The organism is Dankookia sp. P2, from assembly GCF_050632255.1.
GTDB lineage: Bacteria > Pseudomonadota > Alphaproteobacteria > Acetobacterales > Acetobacteraceae > Paracraurococcus.
The window spans coordinates 2,302,292-2,320,145 of the sequence record NZ_CP192581.1 but is presented as its reverse complement, the minus strand read 5'-3'; the positions used below and the strand labels follow the sequence as shown (position 1 = coordinate 2,320,145).

Sequence of the window (17,854 nt, the reverse complement as noted above, 5' to 3'; positions counted from 1 at the left end):
TGGTGGAACCGCGGCGAGGTGCTGCGCGAGGGCACCGATGCCGTTGACCGCACCGCGGCGGTGATGGAGGAGCACGCCGCCAAGGTCTTCGATACCGCCAACCTCATCCTGGCCTGGGTGACCGAGCATGTCGGCCGCCTAGATGCCGAGGCGGTGGCCGGGCCGGCGACCAGCGGGCTGCTGGCGAGCATGGCCCAGTCCTTCGACCAGATCGTCTCGGTCTGGGTAGCCGATGCGGATGGCCGGGTCCGCGCAGGCAGCCAGGCCTGGGACTCCCGCCGTGTTGATCTCCGACCGGGAGTTCTTCCGGGTCCAGCGGGACCGGGTCGATGCCGGCAGCTATGTCAGCGCCGCCTTCACCGGCCGGGCTACCACTGTTGCCTCCTTCGCCATCAACCGACGGCGCACGGCGATGCGGCTGGGAATTTCCCTTGGCACCATTCATGTGGCGCTGAGCCCGGATTACTTCGCCCGCTTCTATGCCGGGACGGCGCCTCCCTTCCGCCATGCGGCGGCGCTGTTCCGCGCCGATGGCGCCATCCTGGTACCGCGAGCCGGCGCTGCCCGGCGGCCCTGACCGGGTCGCCCAGACCAGCCCGGTCTTCCGCCGGGTCGGCGAGGGACAGGCGCGCGCCTCCTTCACCGATGTCTCGACCCTGGACGGGCGCCGTCGGGTCTATTCCTATCGCCGGGTCGGCGCCTGGCCGGTCTATGTCAGCTTCGGCGCCGATGCCGATCTCGCTGCTCGATCGCTGGTACGGCAACCTGCGCGTCTATGGGGCGGTCGCCGCCGCGGCGGCGCTGACGCTGCTGATGGTCGCCTGGCTGGCGCTGCGCGGCGCCCGGGCAGCCGAGGCGGCGGAGGCGGCGCTGCGGCGGGAGGCGCGACGGCGCGGGTGGCGGCGGAGGCGCGGCAGGCGGCCGAGGCGCGCTTCCGGGCGGTTTTCGACAGCCGGGCGGTTGGCATGGCGGTACTCGACCTGGCGACGGGCCAGATGCTGGTGGCCAATGACCGGCTTCTGGAGATGATCGGCACCAGCCGCCCCGACCTTCGAGGCGGGCGCGTGGGACTGGCGCCGGGTGACCGCGCCCGAGCATGTGCCGCTGTCCGAGACCGCACTGCGGCAGGCGCAGGCGGATGGCTGGTGGGAGCCCTTTGAGAAGGACTACTTGCGGCCGGACGGCCTGCGCCTGCCGGTCCGCGTCTCCTCCGCCCCGTTGCCCGGGGAGCCGGGCCGGGTGGTGGTGCTGGTGCAGGACATCTCCGAGCAGCGCGAGGCGGAGCTGCGCCGCGACCTGCTGATGCGGAGGTGGACCACCGGGCGAAGAACGTGCTCACGACTGCCCGGGCGGTGTTGCGGCTGAGCCGGGCGACCAGCCTCGACGCCTTCGTGCGCGAGGTGGACGGGCGCATCGGCGCGCTGGCCCAGGCGCTGGCGCGTTGCTGTCCAACACGCAATGGCATGGCGTCGAGCTCTGACCTGCTGGCGCGGGAGGAGCTGGCGGTCTTCCTCGGCGAGCCGGGATGCGAAGCCGGAGGTGGACCGCGAGCGGAGCTGCGCGGGCCGGTGGTGACGATTGCCGCCACAGCGGTTCAGCCACTGGCCATGGCAATCCACGAGCTGGCGACGAATGCGACGAAATACGAGGCGCTCTCGCGGCCCGAGGGCGTGCTGACCCTGGAATGGGCGCTGCTGGCGGACCCGCCGGAACGCCTGCGCCTGATCTGGCGGGAACGGGGCGGGCCGCCGGTCGTGTCGGTGCCGCGCGATCGGGGCTTCGGCAGCCGGGTTCTGCAGGCGACGCTGGTCCGGCAGCTCGGCGGCACGCTGGCGCTGCGCTGGGAGCCCGCCGGCCTGTGCTGCGAGGTGGTACTTCCGGCCGCGCGGGCGCTGGCGGAAGCAGTCGCGCCGGCCTGATCAGTTCACCCCGACGGCGCCGCCCAGCACGTCGCCGATGCCTGCATGGATCACCAGGTCGGCGATGCCGTCGAGCCCGGTTTCCTGACGGTTGAGGATGACCAGCCCGGCGCCGCGACGCCTTCGCGATCTCAGGGAAGCCGGCTGCCGGATAGACCACCAGGGAGGAACCCAGGACGAGGCAGAGATCGGCCTCATGCACCGCCTGCTGCGCGCGCAGCATCGGACCTTCCGGCATGGATTGGCCGAAGCTGATGGTCGCGGTCTTCAGCAGGCCGCCGCAGGCGCGGCAGTCCGGCACCTGATCAGTCTGGGCGAAGGCGGCGTGGATGTCGGCGATCTCGTGCCGCGCGCCGCAGGACAGGCAGGTGGCGTAGGTAGTATTGCCGTGCAACTCGATCACCTGCTCCTCCGGGATGCCGGAAGCCTGGTGCAGGCCGTCGATGTTTTGGGTGATGACGGCATGGGCCTTGCCCTCCCGCACCAGCCGCGCCACCGCGCGGTGGCCGCGGTTGGGCTCCGCGGCGCGCATGGTGGCGTCGCTCTCGAAGCGGCGGCGCCAAGCCTCGCGTCGCGCTTCGGCGGAGCGCAGGAAGTCGTCGAAATAAATCGGCTTCATCTTCTCCCAGGTGCCGGTGCCCGGGCTGCGGAAGTCGGGAATACCCGATTCCGTGCTGATCCCGGCGCCGGAGAAGACGACGATCCGGCGGGCTTGCTCGATCATGCTGCGGAGGGAGGCGATATCGTCGTTCATGGCGCGCGCCAGACTCTCGAAAACGAAGGGGTCCGGGAAAGGGACTTCCCCGGTTCTTCCTTTCTACGCCGCCGCCGCGTCCTCCAGGATCATCGCCGCCGCCTTCTCCCCGATCATGATCGTCGGAGCGTTCGTATTGCCCGTGGTCAGCGTCGGCATAACCGAGGCATCAGCGACACGCAGCCCGGCGATTCCCCTGATACGCAGCCTACTGTCGACTACCGAGTTGGGGTCTTCCCCCATCCGGCAGGTGCCGACGGGATGGTAGATGGTGGTGCCGTATTGCCGGTTGAATGCCAGCAGCTCGTCATCCGAGGCAGCGCCGGGCCCGGGCAGGATCTCCTCGACGCTGTACTTCGCGATGGCAGGCTGGGCGAAGATGTCGCGCACCATGCGGATGCCGCGCGCCAGCAGGTCCTGGTCGCTGCGGGCGGCGAGGTAGTTGGGCCGGATGGCGGGCCGCTCGAAGGGGTCGGGGGATTTCGCCATGACGCTGCCGCGGCTGTCGGGCTTTACCGGGCAGATGGCGCAGGTCATGCCGGGCGCCGCCTCCAGCACGCCGAACTTGCCGGCAGCATAGCTGGCAGGGGTGAAGAGCAGCTGCAGGTCGGGGCTGGCGAGGCCCTCGCGGGAGCGGGCGAAGACCTGGGCGGTGGTGACGCCGAAGGTGAGCGCGCCGCGGCCGCTGGTGAAGAACTTCGCCACCTCGCCCACCAGCCGCACGCCACGGGCGAGCTGGTTGGTGCTGATCATGTCGCGCACCCGGTGCTGGACGCGGGAGACGTAGTGGTCCTGCAGGTTGGCCCCGACCGCGGGCATGTCCTGCAGCACCTCGATCCCGAGGCCGCGCAGGTGCTCCGCCGGGCCGAGGCCCGACAGCTGCAACAGGTGCGGCGAGTTGACCGCGCCGCCGGAGACGATGACCTCGCGCGCCGCGCGGATGGTCCGCAGCGCCCCGCCCTGCCTGAACTCGGCGCCGGTGCAGCGCCGGCCCTCGAACAGCAGCCGGGCGACTTGCGCCTCCGTCTCCACCCGCACCTTGCCCTCGGCCGCCGCGAGATAGGTGCGGGCGGTCGAGGCCGCGCCAGCGGCCGCGCCGGGTCATCTGCGAATAGCCGACGCCCTCCTGCTCGCGCCCGTTGAGGTCCTTACGGAAGGTGTGACCGGCCTGCTGCGCCGCCTCGATGAAGCGATGGGTCAGGGGGAGGATGGTGCGGTAGTCCTCGACCTGCAGCGGGCCGTCCTGGCCGCGGTAGTCCGGATCGCCGCCCTGCTTGTAGGTCTCCGACCGGCGGAAGAAGGGCAGCACCTCCTCATACGACCAGCCACGGCAGCCCATCTGTGACCAGATGTCGAAATCGGCCGGATTGCCGCGGACATAGAGCATGCCGTTGATCGAGGATGAGCCGCCGAGGGTCCGGCCGCGCGGCCAGCGGATCTCCCGGTCGTTCGAGCCCTTCTCCGGCTCGGTCACGTAGCCCCAGTTCACCAGCTTCTGGTTCTGCAGCAGCTTGATCATCCCAGCGGGGATGTGGATCCAGGGATGGCGGTCCTTCGGCCCTGCTTCCAGCAGGGTGACGCGAGCGCCGCTTTCGGCCAGACGCGCGGCGACGGCGCAGCCGGCCGAGCCGGCGCCGATGACGAGGTAGTCGGTATCCATGGCGGCGTCTCTCTCCTCCTGGCAGGGAGGGTGGCGTATCAGCCGGCGCGACGGAAGATCAGCATCAGGTTGTTCGCCGGCATCGCCACCACCTCGGGCGCGGCGAAGCCGGCGGTCCTCGGCGGCGACCATCTCGAGGTCGCGGACGCCCCAGTCCGGATCCTGGGCACGCAGGCTTGCATCGAAGGCGGCATTCGAGGGCGCGGTGTGCCGGCCGCCCCGTTTGAAGGGCCCGTAGAGGATCAAGGGCCCGCCCGGCGGCAGGATGCGCGCGGCGCCGCGCAGCAGGCCGAGTCCGGCCGCCCAGGGCGCGATATGGACCATGTTGATGCAGAGCACCGCATCGGCGCGGTCAACCGGCCAGTCCTCCGCCGAGGTGTCGAGCGGCAGCGGCGGGCGCAGGTTGTTCAGCTCCGCCTCGCGCGCCCAGGCGGCGATGCTGGCCCGCGCCCTGGGGTCGGGATCGGTCGGCTGCCAGACCAGGCCGGGGAAAGCGGCGGCGAAATGCATGGCGTGCTCGCCGGTGCCGGCGGAGACCTCCAGCAGCGTGCCCGTCTCCGGCAGGCAGCGGCGCAGCACGGCGAGGATCGGGTCACGGTTGCGGGCGACGGCAGGGGCGTAGCGGCGGGCGTCGATCATGCGAGGCCGAGGGCGATGTCGATGCGCGCCCGGATCGCGGCAAGCTGGTCGGGGGTGATGGCGCTCTCCATCGACCGAACCCGCGATTTTGGGGTCGCGGTGACACGGGTTGCGAGCGCGAAGCAGGGCTCGGTGCAGCTGTTCGCCGGCGTTGGTGCGATCGGCACCAGCGCAACATTGGGGTAAGCCGGGTCGAAGAGCTCGCTGCCGTCGACCACGATGGCGGGGCGGAGCCGATTGGGCTCCTTCGGAAACGCATGCCTCCAATCGGCGATAACGATTTGCCCGGCGCGCCACGTAAAGCTCAAGGCGCGGGTTTCGCGGTCGGGGTGCCCCGGTCGGCGAAGAAGGCCCCGGCCTCGGGCGAGGCGGCGACCACGCAGCTTTGTTCCCGGATGCGCTCGCGTCGGATGCGCCGCACCCCGGCCGCGGCGAGGTCACGCAGATAGGTGGCAGGGCCGATGCGTCGCGCGTTGGCGGCGCCGTCGAGAGTAACGAGGACGTCGTCGTCGAGCCGGATGGAGAAGGGGGAGGCCATGGCGCTACTCCTGCTTACAGGGATGCAGTGCGAACGCGTAGGGCGCGCAGGAACTACTTCGCCGTTATCCCTGAGGCCGCTACGACCGGCCGCCAGGTGGTGGTGAAATCCGCGACCAGCTGGCGGTAGGCCGCGGCGTCCAGCGGCCGGTCGGGCGGGCTCAGCCCGGCCGCGCGCAGCTGCGCCGCCACCTCCGGCAGGGCGATGATCCGGTTGACCTCACCGTTCAACCGTTCGACCAGCGCCAGCGGCAAGCCGCGTGGGCCGCTCAGCCCCATCCAGGCCGTGGCGGTCAGTTGCGGGAAGCCGAGCGCGGCGAAGGCCGGCACGCCGGGCAGGGCGGGCTCGGCCGCCGGGCCGCTGACCGCGAGCGCCCGGGCCCGGCCGGCGGTGATCGCGCCGATCACGCTGGCCAGCGGCGCCATCAGGCTGTCCACCTGGCCGTTCACGAGGTCCTGCAGCGCCGGGCCGGTGCCGCGATAGGCGACATGCGCCAGCCGCGCCCCGGCGGCCTTGGCCAGCATCTCCCCCAGCAGGTGCTGCAGGCTGCCGGTCGCCGGGCTGCCATAGGTCAGGCCACGCGCCCAGGACCGTGCGGCCCGCAGATAGAGGTCGAAGCTCTGGAACCGGCTGTCGGCCGGCACCAGCAGCACGCTCGGCGTCTCGGCGATCAGTGCGATATGGGCGAAGTCGCGGTCCGCGTCGTAGGGCAGGGCCTCCAGCAGCGGTGCCATGCCGAGCGGGGCGGAATTGGTCAGGCCGAGGGTCTGGCCGTCCGGCGCGGCGCGGGCGACCGAGTCCGCGCCGGGGATGCCGCGCCCGCCGGGACGGTTCTCGATCAGGACCGGGCGGCCGAGCGCTGCGGCGAGGTGCGGAGCAATGATATGCGCCGTGGCATCGGCGCCTCCGCCGGGGGCGAAGGGAACGATGAGCCGGATGGCCGCGCCGCCGAAACGCGACAGCGGCGGGGTCGCCTGGGCGGCGGCCTGGCCGGGCAGCAGGAGCGGCAGCAGCAGGGCGGAGCGGCGGCGCATTGGGGGCATCCCTGGACGCCGACCGATACCCTGCGCCATGCGCCGGGTCACATCACGAAGGTTCCGTCACGAAGACCAGGCCATGCCGTGCGGCATAGGCCGCCAGCCGGCCGGGATCCTGCCTGGGATCAGCCAAGCCGACATGGCCGTCGGGCCGCAGCAGGTAGGCGGCGTCGCGCGCCAGCCCGGCGCGGCCCGCCGCCGCGGTCCAGGGAAAGGCATCGATCGGCAATCCCCGCCCCGTCGCGGCCACCGCCAGGGCCGGGGAGACCGCGCCATGCACCTGCAGCCGCCATGAAAGGCCGTTGAGCGGGGCATGGTTGTCGAGCGCGGCCACCCAGGGCAGCCGTTCCCCGGCCGCGACGCCGCCGGCCTTGCCCTCGCTCAGCCCGCTGTCCGGATAGGCGATTCGGATTTGCGAGACCAAGCGGAAGAAGGCGTGCCGGCCCGCCTCGAAGCCGGCGGCGATCGGCAGCAGCCGCGGCAGCAGCCAGCGCCGTAGCAGTCGGCCGCCGAGCCCGGGCGAGACCGCGCCGCGGAAGGCGCGGTCGGTGGTCTCGACCAGGATCCGGGCGAAGCCGATGCGCTCCGACTCGTAGGTATCGAGCAGGTCCGGACCGGCCCGGCCGCGCAGCACCGCGGCCAGCTTCCAGGCCAGGTTCACCGCGTCGCCGATGCCGGTGTTCATCCCCTGGCCGCCGGCCGGGCTGTGGATGTGCCCGGCATCGCCGGCGAGGAAGGCGCGGCCCTGGCGGAAGCGGGCGGCGACGCGGTGGTGGACATGGTAGGTGGCGAACCAGTTCACCTGCTCCACCCGGATGCCGAGCAGCGCCTCGACGTCGCCGCGGAGATCCTCAAATCCCAGGCCGGGGTGGTCGCCGAGCGCCTGCGGCACCACGCCGATCAGGCGGTTCATGCCGCGGCTGCGGACAGGCAGCATCAGCGCGAAGCCCTGCCTGGCGAGGTTGACCGAGAGGTCCGGCTGGAACGGGCCGGCAAGCCGGACATCCGCCACGTAGAAGAGCTGGCCATAGGTGCCGCCGGGGAAGCCGAGGCCGAGCGCCTGGCGCACCCGGCTATGCGCCCCGTCGCAGCCGCAGAGATAGGCGGCGGTGGCTTCGGTCTCCGCGCCTTTGCGACGGAGCTTGGCGCGAATGCCGTCCGCGGTCTCGGTGAAGCCCGTCAGCTCGGTGTCCCACTCGACCGCGATGCCGGCGGCGGCCAGGCGCTCGACCAGGAAGCGCTCATGGTCGTCCTGCGGGTAGCTGAGGGCGAAGGGGTAGGGGCTCAGCCCCTCGCCAAGGTCCCTGAGGGAGATCTGGGCGACCTCGACGGTGCCCCCTGCCTCGGCTTCGCGCAGCCGCAACGCCTCCACCCTGATGCCGCGCGCGACGACCGCCTCGGCGAGGCCGAGCGGGCGGTAAAGCCTCAGCGTGCGGGCCTGGACGACCATGGCGCGGGAGGCTTGGCCGGGTCCGGCGGCGCGGTCGAGGATGCGGGGCCGGATTCCCTGATGGAGGAGGGAGAGGGCGAGCACCAAGCCGGTCGGGCCGGCGCCGGCGATGAGGACCTCGGAATCGGGCATGGCGTGTCCTTCCGCGGACCGGTCCATAGCGACAGAAGCTGCCCGGCCATCCTCGTCCCGTCGGCTGTTCCCGCCAAGGCCCCGAGCGGCTAGGGTCCGCGCCCCATGCGCTACCTCAGCACCCGCGGCCAAGCCGCCCCCCGTGACTTCGAAGGCGTCCTGCTCGCCGGCCTCGCCGAGGATGGCGGGCTGTTCCTGCCGGAGAGCTGGCCGAGCCTATCTGCGGCCGAGTGGCGCGCCCTGCGCGGCCTGCCCTATGCCGAGCTCTCTGCCCGGCTGATGCACCGCTTCGCCGGGGAGACGCTGTCGCTCGAGACGCTGCGCAGCATGACCGGCCCGGCCTATGCCGGCTTCGGCCACCCCGCCGTGGCGCCGCTGGTGCAGATCGACACCCGGACCTTCGCGTTGGAGCTGTTCCACGGCCCGACGCTGGCCTTCAAGGACATGGCCGATGCAGCTGCTCGGGCGGCTGTTCGACCATGTGCTGGCGAAGCGGGGAGAGCGCATCACCATCGTCGGCGCGACCTCGGGCGACACCGGCTCCGCCGCCATCGAGGCCTGCCGCGACCGCAGCGCTATCGACATCGTCATCCTGCACCCGGAGGGCCGCACGAGCGAGGTGCAGCGCCGGCAGATGACGACCGTGCTGTCGGACAACGTCGCCAACCTCGCCATCCAGGGCAGCTTCGACGACTGCCAGGACCTGGTGAAGGCGATGTTCGGCGACGTGCCCTTCCGTGACGACATGCGGCTGGCCGCGGTCAACTCGATCAACTGGGCCCGGGTCGCGGCGCAGATTCCCTACTACGCCTATGCCGCGCTGGCGCTCGGCGCGCCGGACCGGCCGGTGGCTTTCTCCGTGCCGACCGGCAACTTCGGCAACGTGCTCGCCGCCTGGGCCGTCCGGGAAATGGGTCTGCCGGTGGAGCGGCTGATCGTCGGCGCCAACCGGAACGACATCCTGGCGCGCTTCCTCGCGGCCAACGACATGACGGTGCGGGGCGTCGAGCCGAGCCTGTCGCCCAGCATGGACATCCAGGTCAGCTCGAACTTCGAGCGGCTCCTGTTCGAGCTGCTGGGCCGTGACGCCGCGGCGACGGCCGAGACCATGCATCGCTTCCGCGCCGAAGGCCGGATGCCGGTGCCGGACGCTGCCTGGGCGAAGGCGACTGGGCTGTTCCACGGTTTCGCCCTTTCGGACGAGGGGACTTTGGCGGAGATCCGCCATCTGCGTGAGACGGCGGGGTATCTCGCGGACCCGCATACTGCGGTCGGCACCGCCGCTGCGCGGGCGCATGCGCCGGAGGACCGCAGCATCCCGGTGGTGGTTGCCGCCACCGCCCATCCGGCGAAATTTCCCGATGCAGTGGAGCGCGCAGTGGGCTTCCGCCCGCCGCTGCCGCCGCGCTTGTCCGACCTGTACCAGCGGGAGGAGCGCTTCTCGGTGCTGCCGCTCGGGCTCGGGGCGGTCGAGGATTTCGTCCGGGCGCATGCCAGGCGCAACCGGACGGCCTGACGCCGCCTACCGCTCTTTCTCCGGGTTCTCTGCCAGGCGCCCCGCCCCCTGCCGAGCCAGAACCGGTCGCAGGCCATGGCGAGCGCAACGTAGTCGGCGACCGCCACTTGGTCGGAGCCCGTCGCTGTGCCGGGCCCGTCCAGCAGCCGCCCGATCAACGCATCCAGCCCGGCGGTCCCCGGAAGCCCAAGCGCCGCGAGGTCGCGCCCTGGCGACTCCCGAGCTCGAGGTAACGGTTGGACGCGGCGGGATTGGCCGCCGGGACGCGGACCATTGCGACGCGCGTCGCATAGGGAGGCTGGCCGCTCGGATCCATGGCGGTGATGCCGCAAAGCATGCCGGCGAGCACGCTTGACGGCGGCGAGGGTCGGAACAGCGCGCAGAAGATCGGCGCCATGCCAGGGCTCGGCAGCCGCAACTCCAGGCACATCGAATGGCCGAACAGGCCTACTGCGCCGCTGGCGCTGACCCGGCCGACCGCAAGGGCCTGGGAATAGCTGGCGACGAGCCCCTGGCCGCGGCGCGGCGGCAGCGCGATCGCGAGGCTGCCGCGGATCACCCGGCCACGGTAGTGCGGTGACTGGGCATGCGAGTAGCAGGCGTACTGGCCGCAGAGATGGCCGTCAGGCTCGGCGGTCGCCGCGCCCGGGCCGTCGCCGGCGAGGCCGGCCGCGCGCAGCAACGCCTCCGGGTCATACCCCTGCCGCCCGGCGACGGCCGCCACGAATTCCTCGAGCGTGCAGCCCGCGAGCCAGGCGGCTGGCTGGTCCCCCGTACCGACCAGCCTCGACCAGTCCTCGTAGACCCGGGCCGAGCGGGGCACGGCGCGGCCCTGCATCCACTTGTAGGACCGTTCCAGGTCGAAGTCCGATTGCGGGTTCACCCGCCGGAAGGCGGCGCAGAGATCCTTCTGGTTGCCACAGCCCAGAAGCGCGGCGGTGACACGCAGCTTTTCCGGTATGTTCCTGGCCGAGCCACTGACCACGCCTGTCCTCCGTCGCCGCCTTGCGGCAACCCGATACGTCCCCGGCCGGTCATTGGAATTCCCTGGAAGCTCCACGAGTTTCCCAAGCCTCCACCGGGTCGCGGTGCTCTGCTGCTGCGTCCGCCCCCGGAGGAGCCCCTGTGACCGATTTCGTGATCGTCGTCGTTACCCTTGCCAGCCTCGCCGCGCCCGGCCCTCTCCTGGAGACGGTGCCGCTGGATGCGCCGACCATCGGCTTCCGGCTCTATTCCGGCCTTGCAGCCTGCGAGCAAGCTGCCGGCGCGGCGGTCGCGCCGGCCGGCCGGCGCCTGGTTTGCCTGCCGGTCGCGCCGCCGGAAACCGAACTGGCCAACGCCTACTGACGGGGGCGCGGACGGCCGGCCTTCGCCGGATGGCGGGAAAGGTCGCGCTGGCGGCGATCCGGCACTACATGACAGGCTGACGCATCATTGGCCGGGCGGCCGGTCTTATCCACCGCCCCCGCCCCAGGAGTCAGAATGTCAGACGCCGTCCGCCTCACCCGCCTGCCCAACGGCCTCACCATCGTCTCCGAGCACATGCCGCGGGTCGAGACCGTCTCCTTCGGTGCCTATGTCGCCGCCGGTACCCGGCACGAGAGCGCGGCCGAGAACGGCGTCTCCCACTTCCTCGAGCACATGGCCTTCAAGGGCACCGAGAAGCGCGACGCGCTGGCGATTGCCCGCGAGATCGAGAATGTCGGCGGCCACCTGAACGCCTATACCTCGCGCGAGAACACCGCCTACTACTGCAAGGTGCTGAAGGAGGATGTCGGGCTCGCCGCCGACATCATCGGCGACATCCTGACCCATTCCACCTTCATCCCGGAGGAGTTGGAGCGCGAGCGGGGCGTCATCCTGCAGGAGATCGGCCAGGCCAACGACACCCCGGACGACATCATCTTCGACCATTTCCAGGGCACAGCCTATCCTGGCCAGCCTATGGGCCGCCCGACCCTCGGGACCGAGGAAGTCATCAAGGGGATGAAGCGGGAGGCGCTGACCAGCTACATGCGCCACCACTATGGGCCGGAGCGCATGGTGGTCGCCGCCGCCGGCGCGGTCGACCACGACCAGATGCTGGACCTGGTGCAGCGCCACTTCGCCGACCTGCCGCAGGTGGCCCCGCCGCCGCCCGAGGCCTCCCGCTGTGCGTCGGCGGCGAGTTCCGCGAGGAGGACGACCTCGAGCAGGTCCATATCGTCCTCGGCTTCCCCGCCGCCGGCTACAAGGACCGGCTGTACTACCCCTCCCTGCTGCTGAGCACGCTGCTCGGCGGCGGCATGTCGTCCCGGCTGTTCCAGGAGATCCGCGAGAAGCGCGGCCTGGTCTATTCGATCTACTCCTTCGCCCATCCCTTCCAGGATGGCGGGCTCTTCGCCGTCTATGCCGGCACCGGGGAGAAGGAGGCCGAGGAGCTGGTCCCGGTGACGGTCGAGAAGCTGCGCAAGGTGCAGACCGACGTGACCCAGGACGAGCTGGACCGCGCCAAGGCGCAGTTCCGCGCCAGCCTGCTGATGTCGATGGAAAGCACCGGCAGCCGGACCGAGCAGCTGGCCCGGCAGATCCAGGTGCATGGCCGCATCATCCCGGTCGAGGAGACCAAGGCCCGCATCGCCGCGGTCACCATCGCCGACGTGCAGGAAGCCGCCCGCGCCGCCTTCCGCGCGCCGCCGACCCTCGCGGCGCTCGGCCCGGCGGGCAAGGTGCCGGGCCTGCAGGAGATCGCCGGCCGGCTGGCGGCCTGAGCGGCGGCGGGGCGCGGCCCCGCCCCGGCCAGCCCATTCCGCCCTGCCCGGCCATCCCCTGGCCGAGGGCAGGGGCCCAAGCGCCCCGGCTCCGAGGAGATCAAGATGACCCACGCCGATACCCTGCAGGACCTCGTCGCCGCCGCGCGCCGCGCCGGGGCGGATGCCGCCGACGCCATCCTGGTCAGCAATGCCTCCCTTCATGTCTCCCGCCGGCTCGGTGCGATCGAGCAGCTCGAGCGCTCCGAGGGCTTCGACCTCGGCCTGCGGGTTTTTCTTGGCCAGCGGCAGGCCATCGTCTCCTCGACCGACCCCTCGCCAAAGGGCTTCGCCGCGTTGGCCGAGCGCGCCGTCGCCATGGCGCGGGTGGTGCCGGAGGACCCGCATGCCGGTCTCGCCGACGCGCCGGACGGCCTCATCGCAGTCGATCTCGACCTCGCGGATACCGAGGAGCCGAATGCCGAGGCGCTGATCGCCCGCGCCGCGGCGGCCGAGGATGCGGCGCTCGCCGTCGCCGGCGTCAGCAACTCCGAAGGCGCCTCCGCCGGCTGGGGCCGCTACGCCATCGCCATGGCTGCCAGCAACGGCTTTGCCGGGGAGTATGCCCGGACCAGCCATTCCATCTCGGTCACAGCGCTCGCCGGGCAGGGCACGGGGATGGAGCGGGACTACGACTACTCCAGCACCGTCCACCTGTCCGACCTGGAGGACGCCGCGATGCTCGGCCGCCGCGCCGGGGAGAAGGCGGTGGCGCGGCTGAACCCGACCCGGCCGAAGACTGCCCGCCTGCCCGTGGTCTACGACCCGCGCGTCGCGGCCTCGCTGCTCGGCCACCTCTCGGGCGCCATCAACGGCGCCGCGGTCGCGCGCGGCACCTCCTTCCTCGGCGACAGGCTGGGCCAGCGGGTGATGGCGGCCGGGCTGACCGTGGTGGACGACCCGACAAGGCGGCGCGGCCTGCGCAGCCGGCCCTTCGACGGGGAGGGCATGAAGGGCACCCGCCGCGCCATCGTCGAGGACGGCATTCTCACCACCTGGATCCTAGACTGGCGCAGCGCCCGGCAGCTCGGCATGGCCAGCACCGGCCATGCCAGCCGCGGCACCGGCGGCCCGCCCTCGCCCAGCACCACAGAATCTGTGGCTAGAGCCCGGCAGCATGACCCCGGCGGCGCTGATGGCCGACATCCGGGAGGGCATCTACGTCACCGAGCTTGATCGGTATGGGCGTCAACGGCGTGACCGGCGACTACAGCCGCGGTGCGGCCGGCTTCATGATCCGCGATGGCGCCCTGGCCGAGCCGGTCAGCGAGATCACCATCGCCGGCAATGTGAAGGAGATGCTGTTGAACCTGACGCCCGCGGACGACCTGGAATCTCTGCCGCGGCACCGACAGCCCGACGATCCGGGTCGAGGGGCTGACGATGGCCGGTGGCTGAGCGGGGGAGGCGCGGATGGCAATCCAGGAATGGCGCAAGGCGCGCGAGCACATGGAGCGTGAGGCGATCGCGGCCCTCGCCGAGCTGTCGCTGAACGAGGATGGCCGGATGCCGCTGCGGGAGGCGGCGGCGCTGGCCATCGTCACCGCGCATCAGGTACCGGAGCTGGTGGAGATGGGCGCCTTCGAGGCAGGCGACCTGGATGACGAGGCGATGAACGCGACGGCGGTGGTGGTCGACCTCGCCTCCGGCTGGGACGACGAGGGCGAGAGCGTCGCGGACTACGTCGAAGGCCTCGACGAGCACGACCTCGAGCGGTTGTCGCGCCATGCGCAGGCCTGGGCCGCCGCGGTCTGGCAGCAGATGGTCCCGCTCAGCGAAGCGGAGAAGGAGACCACGTTGGCCTCCTTGAAGCCGCAGTAGCCGACGCGGCGGTCTCCGGCATCGCCCACCAGGAACAGCAGCGCCCCGGCCAGCGCGGTCGTGGCCAGGGCGAGGAAGGCAGCCGAATAGCCGGCCTGCACCACCACCCGGTCGGCCGCGGCACTGGAGAGCGTGGTGGCGACGGCGCCCAGCCCGGTGCCGAAATGCCCGGTGCCCCGCGTCAGCTCGGCGGTGATCATCGGCATCAGCGCGCCGAACAGCGCGGCGCCGATCCCGTCGAGTACCTGCACCCCGATCAGCCACCAGGGATCGTCCGACAGGGTATGGACGCAGGCCGCGCAGCGCCAGCACGGCGAAGCCCGCCAGGAACAGCGGCTTGTGGCCCCCGCCATCGGCCCAGGCCCCGGCCAGCGCCGCTATTGGCACCATCACTAGTTGCGCCGCGACGATGCAGGCCGACATCAGCGCCGTGCCGCGAGTTGAGGTCCGCTGCGCCAGCTTCTTCCCGACCAGCGGCAGCATCGCCGCATTGGCCAGGTGGAACAGCGCGACGCTGAGCGCGAAGACCAGCAGTGGCCGGCAGGCCAGCAGCATCTGCCAAGCCGAGACGTGCCCGTCGCCATCCTCGTCGGCGCCGCCCGCCAGCCGCGCGTCGATCCGCCCGGCCGGGCACCAGGATGGCGGCGATGCTCGCCAGCGCCATCCCGCCCAGCAGCCAGAACACCGCGACCGGGCCGAACCACGGGGAAAGCCCACCCGCCGCGGCGGCCATGCCGCTGGCTGCCTGCAGCCCCGCCACCGGCCAGAAGCCGGGAAAGGCCGGGATCAGCAGGCACGTGGCGGTGATCACCAGCGCCGCCAGCGCCAGCACCGCCCGCCGCGCCGCCACCGCATCCACCAGGGCGCCGGCCGGCTCCTGGGCCCGAGCCCGGCGAGGCCGGAGATCGTCAGCACCGTGCCGGACTGCGCCGAGTCTCAGCCGAGCGCCAGGAGAAAGATTGCGAGATAGGGGCCGAGCCCGTCGCGGACATCGGCCAGGGCGAAGTTCAGCGCGTCCAGCGCCCGGCAGCCGGGGAGGCTGTGCGGGAACATCGGCGGCGCGGCTCCGGGAGGACGTCGCGCCAACGCTGCCGCTGCCGGCGCGGTTCAGCGGATGCGGCGCCGCCGCGCTCGTTCATCAGCAGATCGGGATCATCGCATGCTCATAGGGCGTGCCGATCCACATCATGAAGGGCTTGCCCGGGTCCGGGTCGGGCGTGCGGGGATAGCCCGCCATGGCATTCACCGCCGGCCCGCCGACCACCATCATATGTGGCCCGGTGCTGATCCACCGGCGGCCCGCCTCCGGCTTGGTGGCGAAAGGGTCGGTATTGCTGGCATCGCTGCCGGTGACGAACATGAAGACGATGCCGACCTTGTCTGGTGGCGGCGCCTTGTTCATCCAGGCATGCAGCCATTCCATACCATTGGCGTCGAGGCACATTGGGTCGCGACCTGGGGAGGCGGGGTCGTCCGGGATACAGGTGAAGCCGTTCCCGCCCTGGCGCAGCGTCCGCATGCTGCCGTCGGCCTCCATGGCAACGACGGTGGCGTCCCGGGCGATGGATTTCGGCCCCGCCGACATGGCGCTGGCGATCAGCGTCGCATCGGCTTGCTTGCGCGGCTGTGCTGCCGCTGGCGCGGCGGGCGGCAACAGGCCTGCTAACAGCATCGTCGCTGACAGCAGCACGATCCTCTTCATGGCAGCCTCCCCTGTCGGCACATGGGAGACTGCGACCGGCCGCCCCTGCCGCCAAAGGACAAATGGCGGGGTAGCGCGTTTGTCAGGCCGGTGGCGCTTGGTCCGGCCGGTGCGGCCGCGGCGCTCAGTCGATGCGGATCTCCCGCACCTGTACCTGGTTGTCCGCCCGGTGCGTCACGCTGACGCCCTGCCGCACCGCCCAGGGAATCATCATGTGGTAGAGCGGGACATGGCCCAGCTCGGCATTGTGCAGCGCATGCGCCCGGGCGATCAGGCCGCGCCGGGTCTCCGCATCCGTCTCCGCTTCCACCCGCCGCACCAGCGCGTCGAACTCGGCATTGGCATAGCCGCCGGCATTCCAGCTGGCGCTGCCGCCGAGCGCGCGGGAGGCTATGATGGCGCGCAGCGTGTAGAGCGCGTCGAAGGTCGGCACGCCCCAGGACAGCGCGTAGAACTGGCTCTCGCGCCGCTGGATGCGGCCGATGAACTGGCTGTTCGGCACCAGGTTCAAACTCGCCTTGATGCCGACCTGGGCCAGCATCGCGGCGACGCCCTGGCGAGGCCTCGTCATAGGTGCCGACCGGGCAGTCGAAGCCGATGGCGAAACCCTGGGGATAGCCGGCTTCGGCCAGCAGCGCCTTCGCCCGCTCGCGATCATAGGGCAGCCGCTTGTCGGTCTCGGCGGTCCAGCCATTGACGAATTGCGTCCACATCGACCCGGTCGGCACCGCCTGGCCGCGCAGCGTGCGGCGCTTCAGCGTCTCGACGTCGATCGCATGCGCCACGGCTTGGCGGACCCGGACATCCTTGAAGGGGTTGCGGCCGCGAATGTCGCTCGAGGACAGGGCGTCGGCTTCCTGGTTCATGCCGAGGAAGACGGTGCGGTTCTCCTGCCCCTCCAGCACCCGCAGCTTCGGATCGCGCCGGATGCGCTCGATATCCTGCACCGGGACGACATGCACCATGTCGACCTCGCCCGAGAGCAGGGCGGCGACCCGCGTCGCATCCGAGTTCAGCACGATGTACTGGGGATTCGGTGACGTTGCCCGGCGCCGCCTTGGCCTCGATCCCCCACCAGCGCGGGTTGCGCGCCATGACGGTGCGCTGGTCGACCTCCCGCCGGGTGATGACGAAGGGGCCGGTGCCGTTCGTGTTGCGGGCGGCGAAGGTCTCCTCCCGCTGGCCGAAATTCTGCGGCACGGCGCTGCGGTTGGCCTCCGACCAGCCTTTGTCCATCACCAGGACGCGGCTCATCTTGTCGGGGATGGTGGCGTCCGGGGTGCGGGTGAGGACGTCGAGCGTGAAGCCGGTCCACCACCTCGGTGCCCGAGACGGTGTCGACATAGATGCCGTAGTTGCTGGTCGGCGCCCGGACCCGGGCGATGGAGAAGGCGGCGTCCTCGGCCTCGAAGCTCTCGCCGCCGCTGAAGGTCACCCCGTCGCGCAGGTGGAAGCGCCAGCGCGTCGGCTCGACCTGCTCCCAGCGGACCGCCAGGCCGGGATGCAGCGTCAGGTCGTCGCCCCGATGGGTCAGCGGCTCATAGACCTGGGAGACGACGAGGTAGGTGAAGAGCGCGTTGGTCGCGTGCGGGTCGAGCGTTGCCGCATCGGTGCTGGTAGCGAACCGGAAGACCTTCGCCGGCGTTTGCGCCGCGGCGGTGCCTGCCGCCAGCAAGAGCCCACCGAGGGCCGCCGCCCTGATCCACGCCTGCGCCATTCCGTTGTCTCCCGGCCGGTACGGGGCCAGGGTGAAGGCTTGCCGGCCCTGTCGCAATCCTCCAGGCGGCACCCTATATGGACGCCAAGTAACATGATGCCGGAGAAAACCCAGACCATGCGCCGTCCTGCCTTCCTGCTCGCGGCCTTCGCTGCCGCGGCCCTTGCGCTCGCGCCGGCG

General features: G+C 71.4%; 16 protein-coding genes and 6 pseudogenes. 9 read left to right on the top strand and 13 right to left on the bottom strand.

The window, feature by feature from the left end; genetic code table 11:
• The first annotated feature begins 280 nt into the window (after positions 1-280).
• From ACQ86J_RS13835 to ACQ86J_RS13820, 4 genes are read left to right on the top strand one after another with little or no spacing between them, the layout of a single operon-like run.
• Positions 281-577: a hypothetical protein gene (locus ACQ86J_RS13835; RefSeq protein WP_431271553.1), complete on the top strand. Its 297-nt coding sequence runs from the start codon at positions 281-283 to the stop codon at positions 575-577.
• A complete protein-coding gene (locus tag ACQ86J_RS13830) occupies positions 531-1,160 on the top strand; it encodes a PAS domain-containing protein (RefSeq protein ID WP_431271552.1) in 630 nt (209 codons plus the stop codon). Before ACQ86J_RS13835 ends, ACQ86J_RS13830 begins: the two co-directional genes overlap by 47 nt.
• Positions 1,161-1,170: 10 nt before the next feature.
• The gene (locus tag ACQ86J_RS13825; protein ID WP_431271551.1) at positions 1,171-1,365 is read left to right on the top strand and encodes a hypothetical protein; all 195 of its coding nucleotides are present in this window, start codon (positions 1,171-1,173) and stop codon (positions 1,363-1,365) included.
• A complete protein-coding gene (locus tag ACQ86J_RS13820; protein WP_431271550.1) occupies positions 1,332-1,919 on the top strand; it encodes a hypothetical protein in 588 nt (195 codons plus the stop codon). Before ACQ86J_RS13825 ends, ACQ86J_RS13820 begins: the two co-directional genes overlap by 34 nt.
• On the opposite strand, the gene ACQ86J_RS13815 is transcribed toward ACQ86J_RS13820, so the two are convergent.
• From ACQ86J_RS13815 to ACQ86J_RS13785, 7 genes and pseudogenes are all read right to left on the bottom strand, one after another.
• The gene (locus tag ACQ86J_RS13815; RefSeq protein ID WP_431271549.1) at positions 1,920-2,117 is read right to left on the bottom strand and encodes a hypothetical protein; all 198 of its coding nucleotides are present in this window, start codon (positions 2,115-2,117) and stop codon (positions 1,920-1,922) included. It abuts the gene before it with no gap.
• Positions 2,118-2,127: 10 nt separating this feature from the next.
• Positions 2,128-2,643 (bottom strand): annotated as a pseudogene (locus ACQ86J_RS13810) (SIR2 family NAD-dependent protein deacylase); the annotation flags it as partial.
• 93 nt (positions 2,644-2,736) lie between these two features.
• Complete coding sequence (locus tag ACQ86J_RS13805) at positions 2,737-3,711, bottom strand: GMC family oxidoreductase (protein WP_431271548.1); 975 nt, start codon at positions 3,709-3,711, stop codon at positions 2,737-2,739.
• 103 nt (positions 3,712-3,814) lie between these two features.
• Positions 3,815-4,972: pseudogene (locus tag ACQ86J_RS13800) on the bottom strand (FAD-dependent oxidoreductase); the annotation flags it as partial.
• A gap of 304 nt (positions 4,973-5,276) precedes the next feature.
• Entirely contained in the window at positions 5,277-5,510 is a 234-nt protein-coding gene (locus tag ACQ86J_RS13795; RefSeq protein ID WP_431271547.1) for a hypothetical protein, read from the bottom strand.
• Positions 5,511-5,563: 53 nt separating this feature from the next.
• A complete protein-coding gene (locus ACQ86J_RS13790) occupies positions 5,564-6,544 on the bottom strand; it encodes a Bug family tripartite tricarboxylate transporter substrate binding protein (RefSeq protein WP_431271546.1) in 981 nt (326 codons plus the stop codon).
• A 52-nt stretch (positions 6,545-6,596) separates the two neighbouring features.
• Positions 6,597-8,129 carry an FAD-dependent monooxygenase gene (locus ACQ86J_RS13785; RefSeq protein WP_431271545.1) on the bottom strand — a complete coding sequence of 511 codons (1,533 nt, stop codon included), beginning with the start codon at positions 8,127-8,129 and terminating at the stop codon, positions 6,597-6,599.
• 105 nt (positions 8,130-8,234) lie between these two features.
• On the opposite strand from ACQ86J_RS13785, the pseudogene thrC reads away from it, so the two are divergent.
• Positions 8,235-9,645: pseudogene (thrC, locus tag ACQ86J_RS13780) on the top strand (threonine synthase).
• A gap of 154 nt (positions 9,646-9,799) precedes the next feature.
• Here the strand turns inward: thrC and ACQ86J_RS13775 are convergent.
• Positions 9,800-10,630, bottom strand: a complete 831-nt coding sequence (locus ACQ86J_RS13775) for a hypothetical protein (protein ID WP_431271544.1) — start codon at positions 10,628-10,630, stop codon at positions 9,800-9,802.
• Between the two features lie 140 nt (positions 10,631-10,770).
• Here ACQ86J_RS13775 and ACQ86J_RS13770 point away from each other — a divergent pair, with 140 nt between their 5' ends.
• From ACQ86J_RS13770 to ACQ86J_RS13755, 4 genes and pseudogenes are all read left to right on the top strand, one after another.
• Positions 10,771-10,992 carry a hypothetical protein gene (locus ACQ86J_RS13770; protein WP_431271543.1) on the top strand — a complete coding sequence of 74 codons (222 nt, stop codon included), beginning with the start codon at positions 10,771-10,773 and terminating at the stop codon, positions 10,990-10,992.
• Between the two features lie 135 nt (positions 10,993-11,127).
• Positions 11,128-12,395, top strand: a pseudogene (locus ACQ86J_RS13765) (M16 family metallopeptidase).
• Positions 12,396-12,500: 105 nt separating this feature from the next.
• Positions 12,501-13,832, top strand: a pseudogene (locus ACQ86J_RS13760) (TldD/PmbA family protein).
• 15 nt (positions 13,833-13,847) lie between these two features.
• Positions 13,848-14,255, top strand: coding sequence for a hypothetical protein (locus ACQ86J_RS13755; protein WP_431271542.1), 408 nt, complete (start codon positions 13,848-13,850; stop codon positions 14,253-14,255).
• Positions 14,256-14,511: 256 nt separating this feature from the next.
• On the opposite strand, the gene ACQ86J_RS13750 is transcribed toward ACQ86J_RS13755, so the two are convergent.
• The 5 genes and pseudogenes from ACQ86J_RS13750 to ACQ86J_RS13730 all read right to left on the bottom strand — a co-directional run bounded on the left by ACQ86J_RS13750 (position 14,512) and on the right by ACQ86J_RS13730 (position 17,674).
• Positions 14,512-15,114: a hypothetical protein gene (locus ACQ86J_RS13750; protein WP_431271541.1), complete on the bottom strand. Its 603-nt coding sequence runs from the start codon at positions 15,112-15,114 to the stop codon at positions 14,512-14,514.
• A gap of 279 nt (positions 15,115-15,393) precedes the next feature.
• Complete coding sequence (locus ACQ86J_RS13745) at positions 15,394-15,957, bottom strand: hypothetical protein (RefSeq protein ID WP_431271540.1); 564 nt, start codon at positions 15,955-15,957, stop codon at positions 15,394-15,396.
• Positions 15,958-16,081: 124 nt separating this feature from the next.
• The gene (locus tag ACQ86J_RS13740; protein ID WP_431272829.1) at positions 16,082-16,459 is read right to left on the bottom strand and encodes a hypothetical protein; all 378 of its coding nucleotides are present in this window, start codon (positions 16,457-16,459) and stop codon (positions 16,082-16,084) included.
• Between the two features lie 145 nt (positions 16,460-16,604).
• Positions 16,605-16,922, bottom strand: a pseudogene (locus ACQ86J_RS13735) (ABC transporter substrate-binding protein); the annotation flags it as partial.
• 47 nt (positions 16,923-16,969) lie between these two features.
• The gene (locus tag ACQ86J_RS13730) at positions 16,970-17,674 is read right to left on the bottom strand and encodes an ABC transporter substrate-binding protein (RefSeq protein WP_431271539.1); all 705 of its coding nucleotides are present in this window, start codon (positions 17,672-17,674) and stop codon (positions 16,970-16,972) included.
• Positions 17,675-17,854 lie beyond the last annotated feature (180 nt).

Bases quoted from the DNA above. Each gene is read 5' to 3' on its own strand.
- ACQ86J_RS13830 (WP_431271552.1), top strand. From the start codon at position 531: ATGGCGCCATCCTGGTACCGCGAGCCGGCGCTGCCCGGCGGCCCTGAC.
- ACQ86J_RS13815 (WP_431271549.1), bottom strand. From the start codon at position 2,117: ATGAGGCCGATCTCTGCCTCGTCCTGGGTTCCTCCCTGGTGGTCTATC.
- ACQ86J_RS13795 (WP_431271547.1), bottom strand. From the start codon at position 5,510: ATGGCCTCCCCCTTCTCCATCCGGCTCGACGACGACGTCCTCGTTACT.
- ACQ86J_RS13790 (WP_431271546.1), bottom strand. From the start codon at position 6,544: ATGCGCCGCCGCTCCGCCCTGCTGCTGCCGCTCCTGCTGCCCGGCCAG.
- ACQ86J_RS13785 (WP_431271545.1), bottom strand. From the start codon at position 8,129: ATGCCCGATTCCGAGGTCCTCATCGCCGGCGCCGGCCCGACCGGCTTG.
- ACQ86J_RS13755 (WP_431271542.1), top strand. From the start codon at position 13,848: ATGGCAATCCAGGAATGGCGCAAGGCGCGCGAGCACATGGAGCGTGAG.
- ACQ86J_RS13745 (WP_431271540.1), bottom strand. From the start codon at position 15,957: ATGAAGAGGATCGTGCTGCTGTCAGCGACGATGCTGTTAGCAGGCCTG.
- ACQ86J_RS13730 (WP_431271539.1), bottom strand. From the start codon at position 17,674: ATGGCGCAGGCGTGGATCAGGGCGGCGGCCCTCGGTGGGCTCTTGCTG.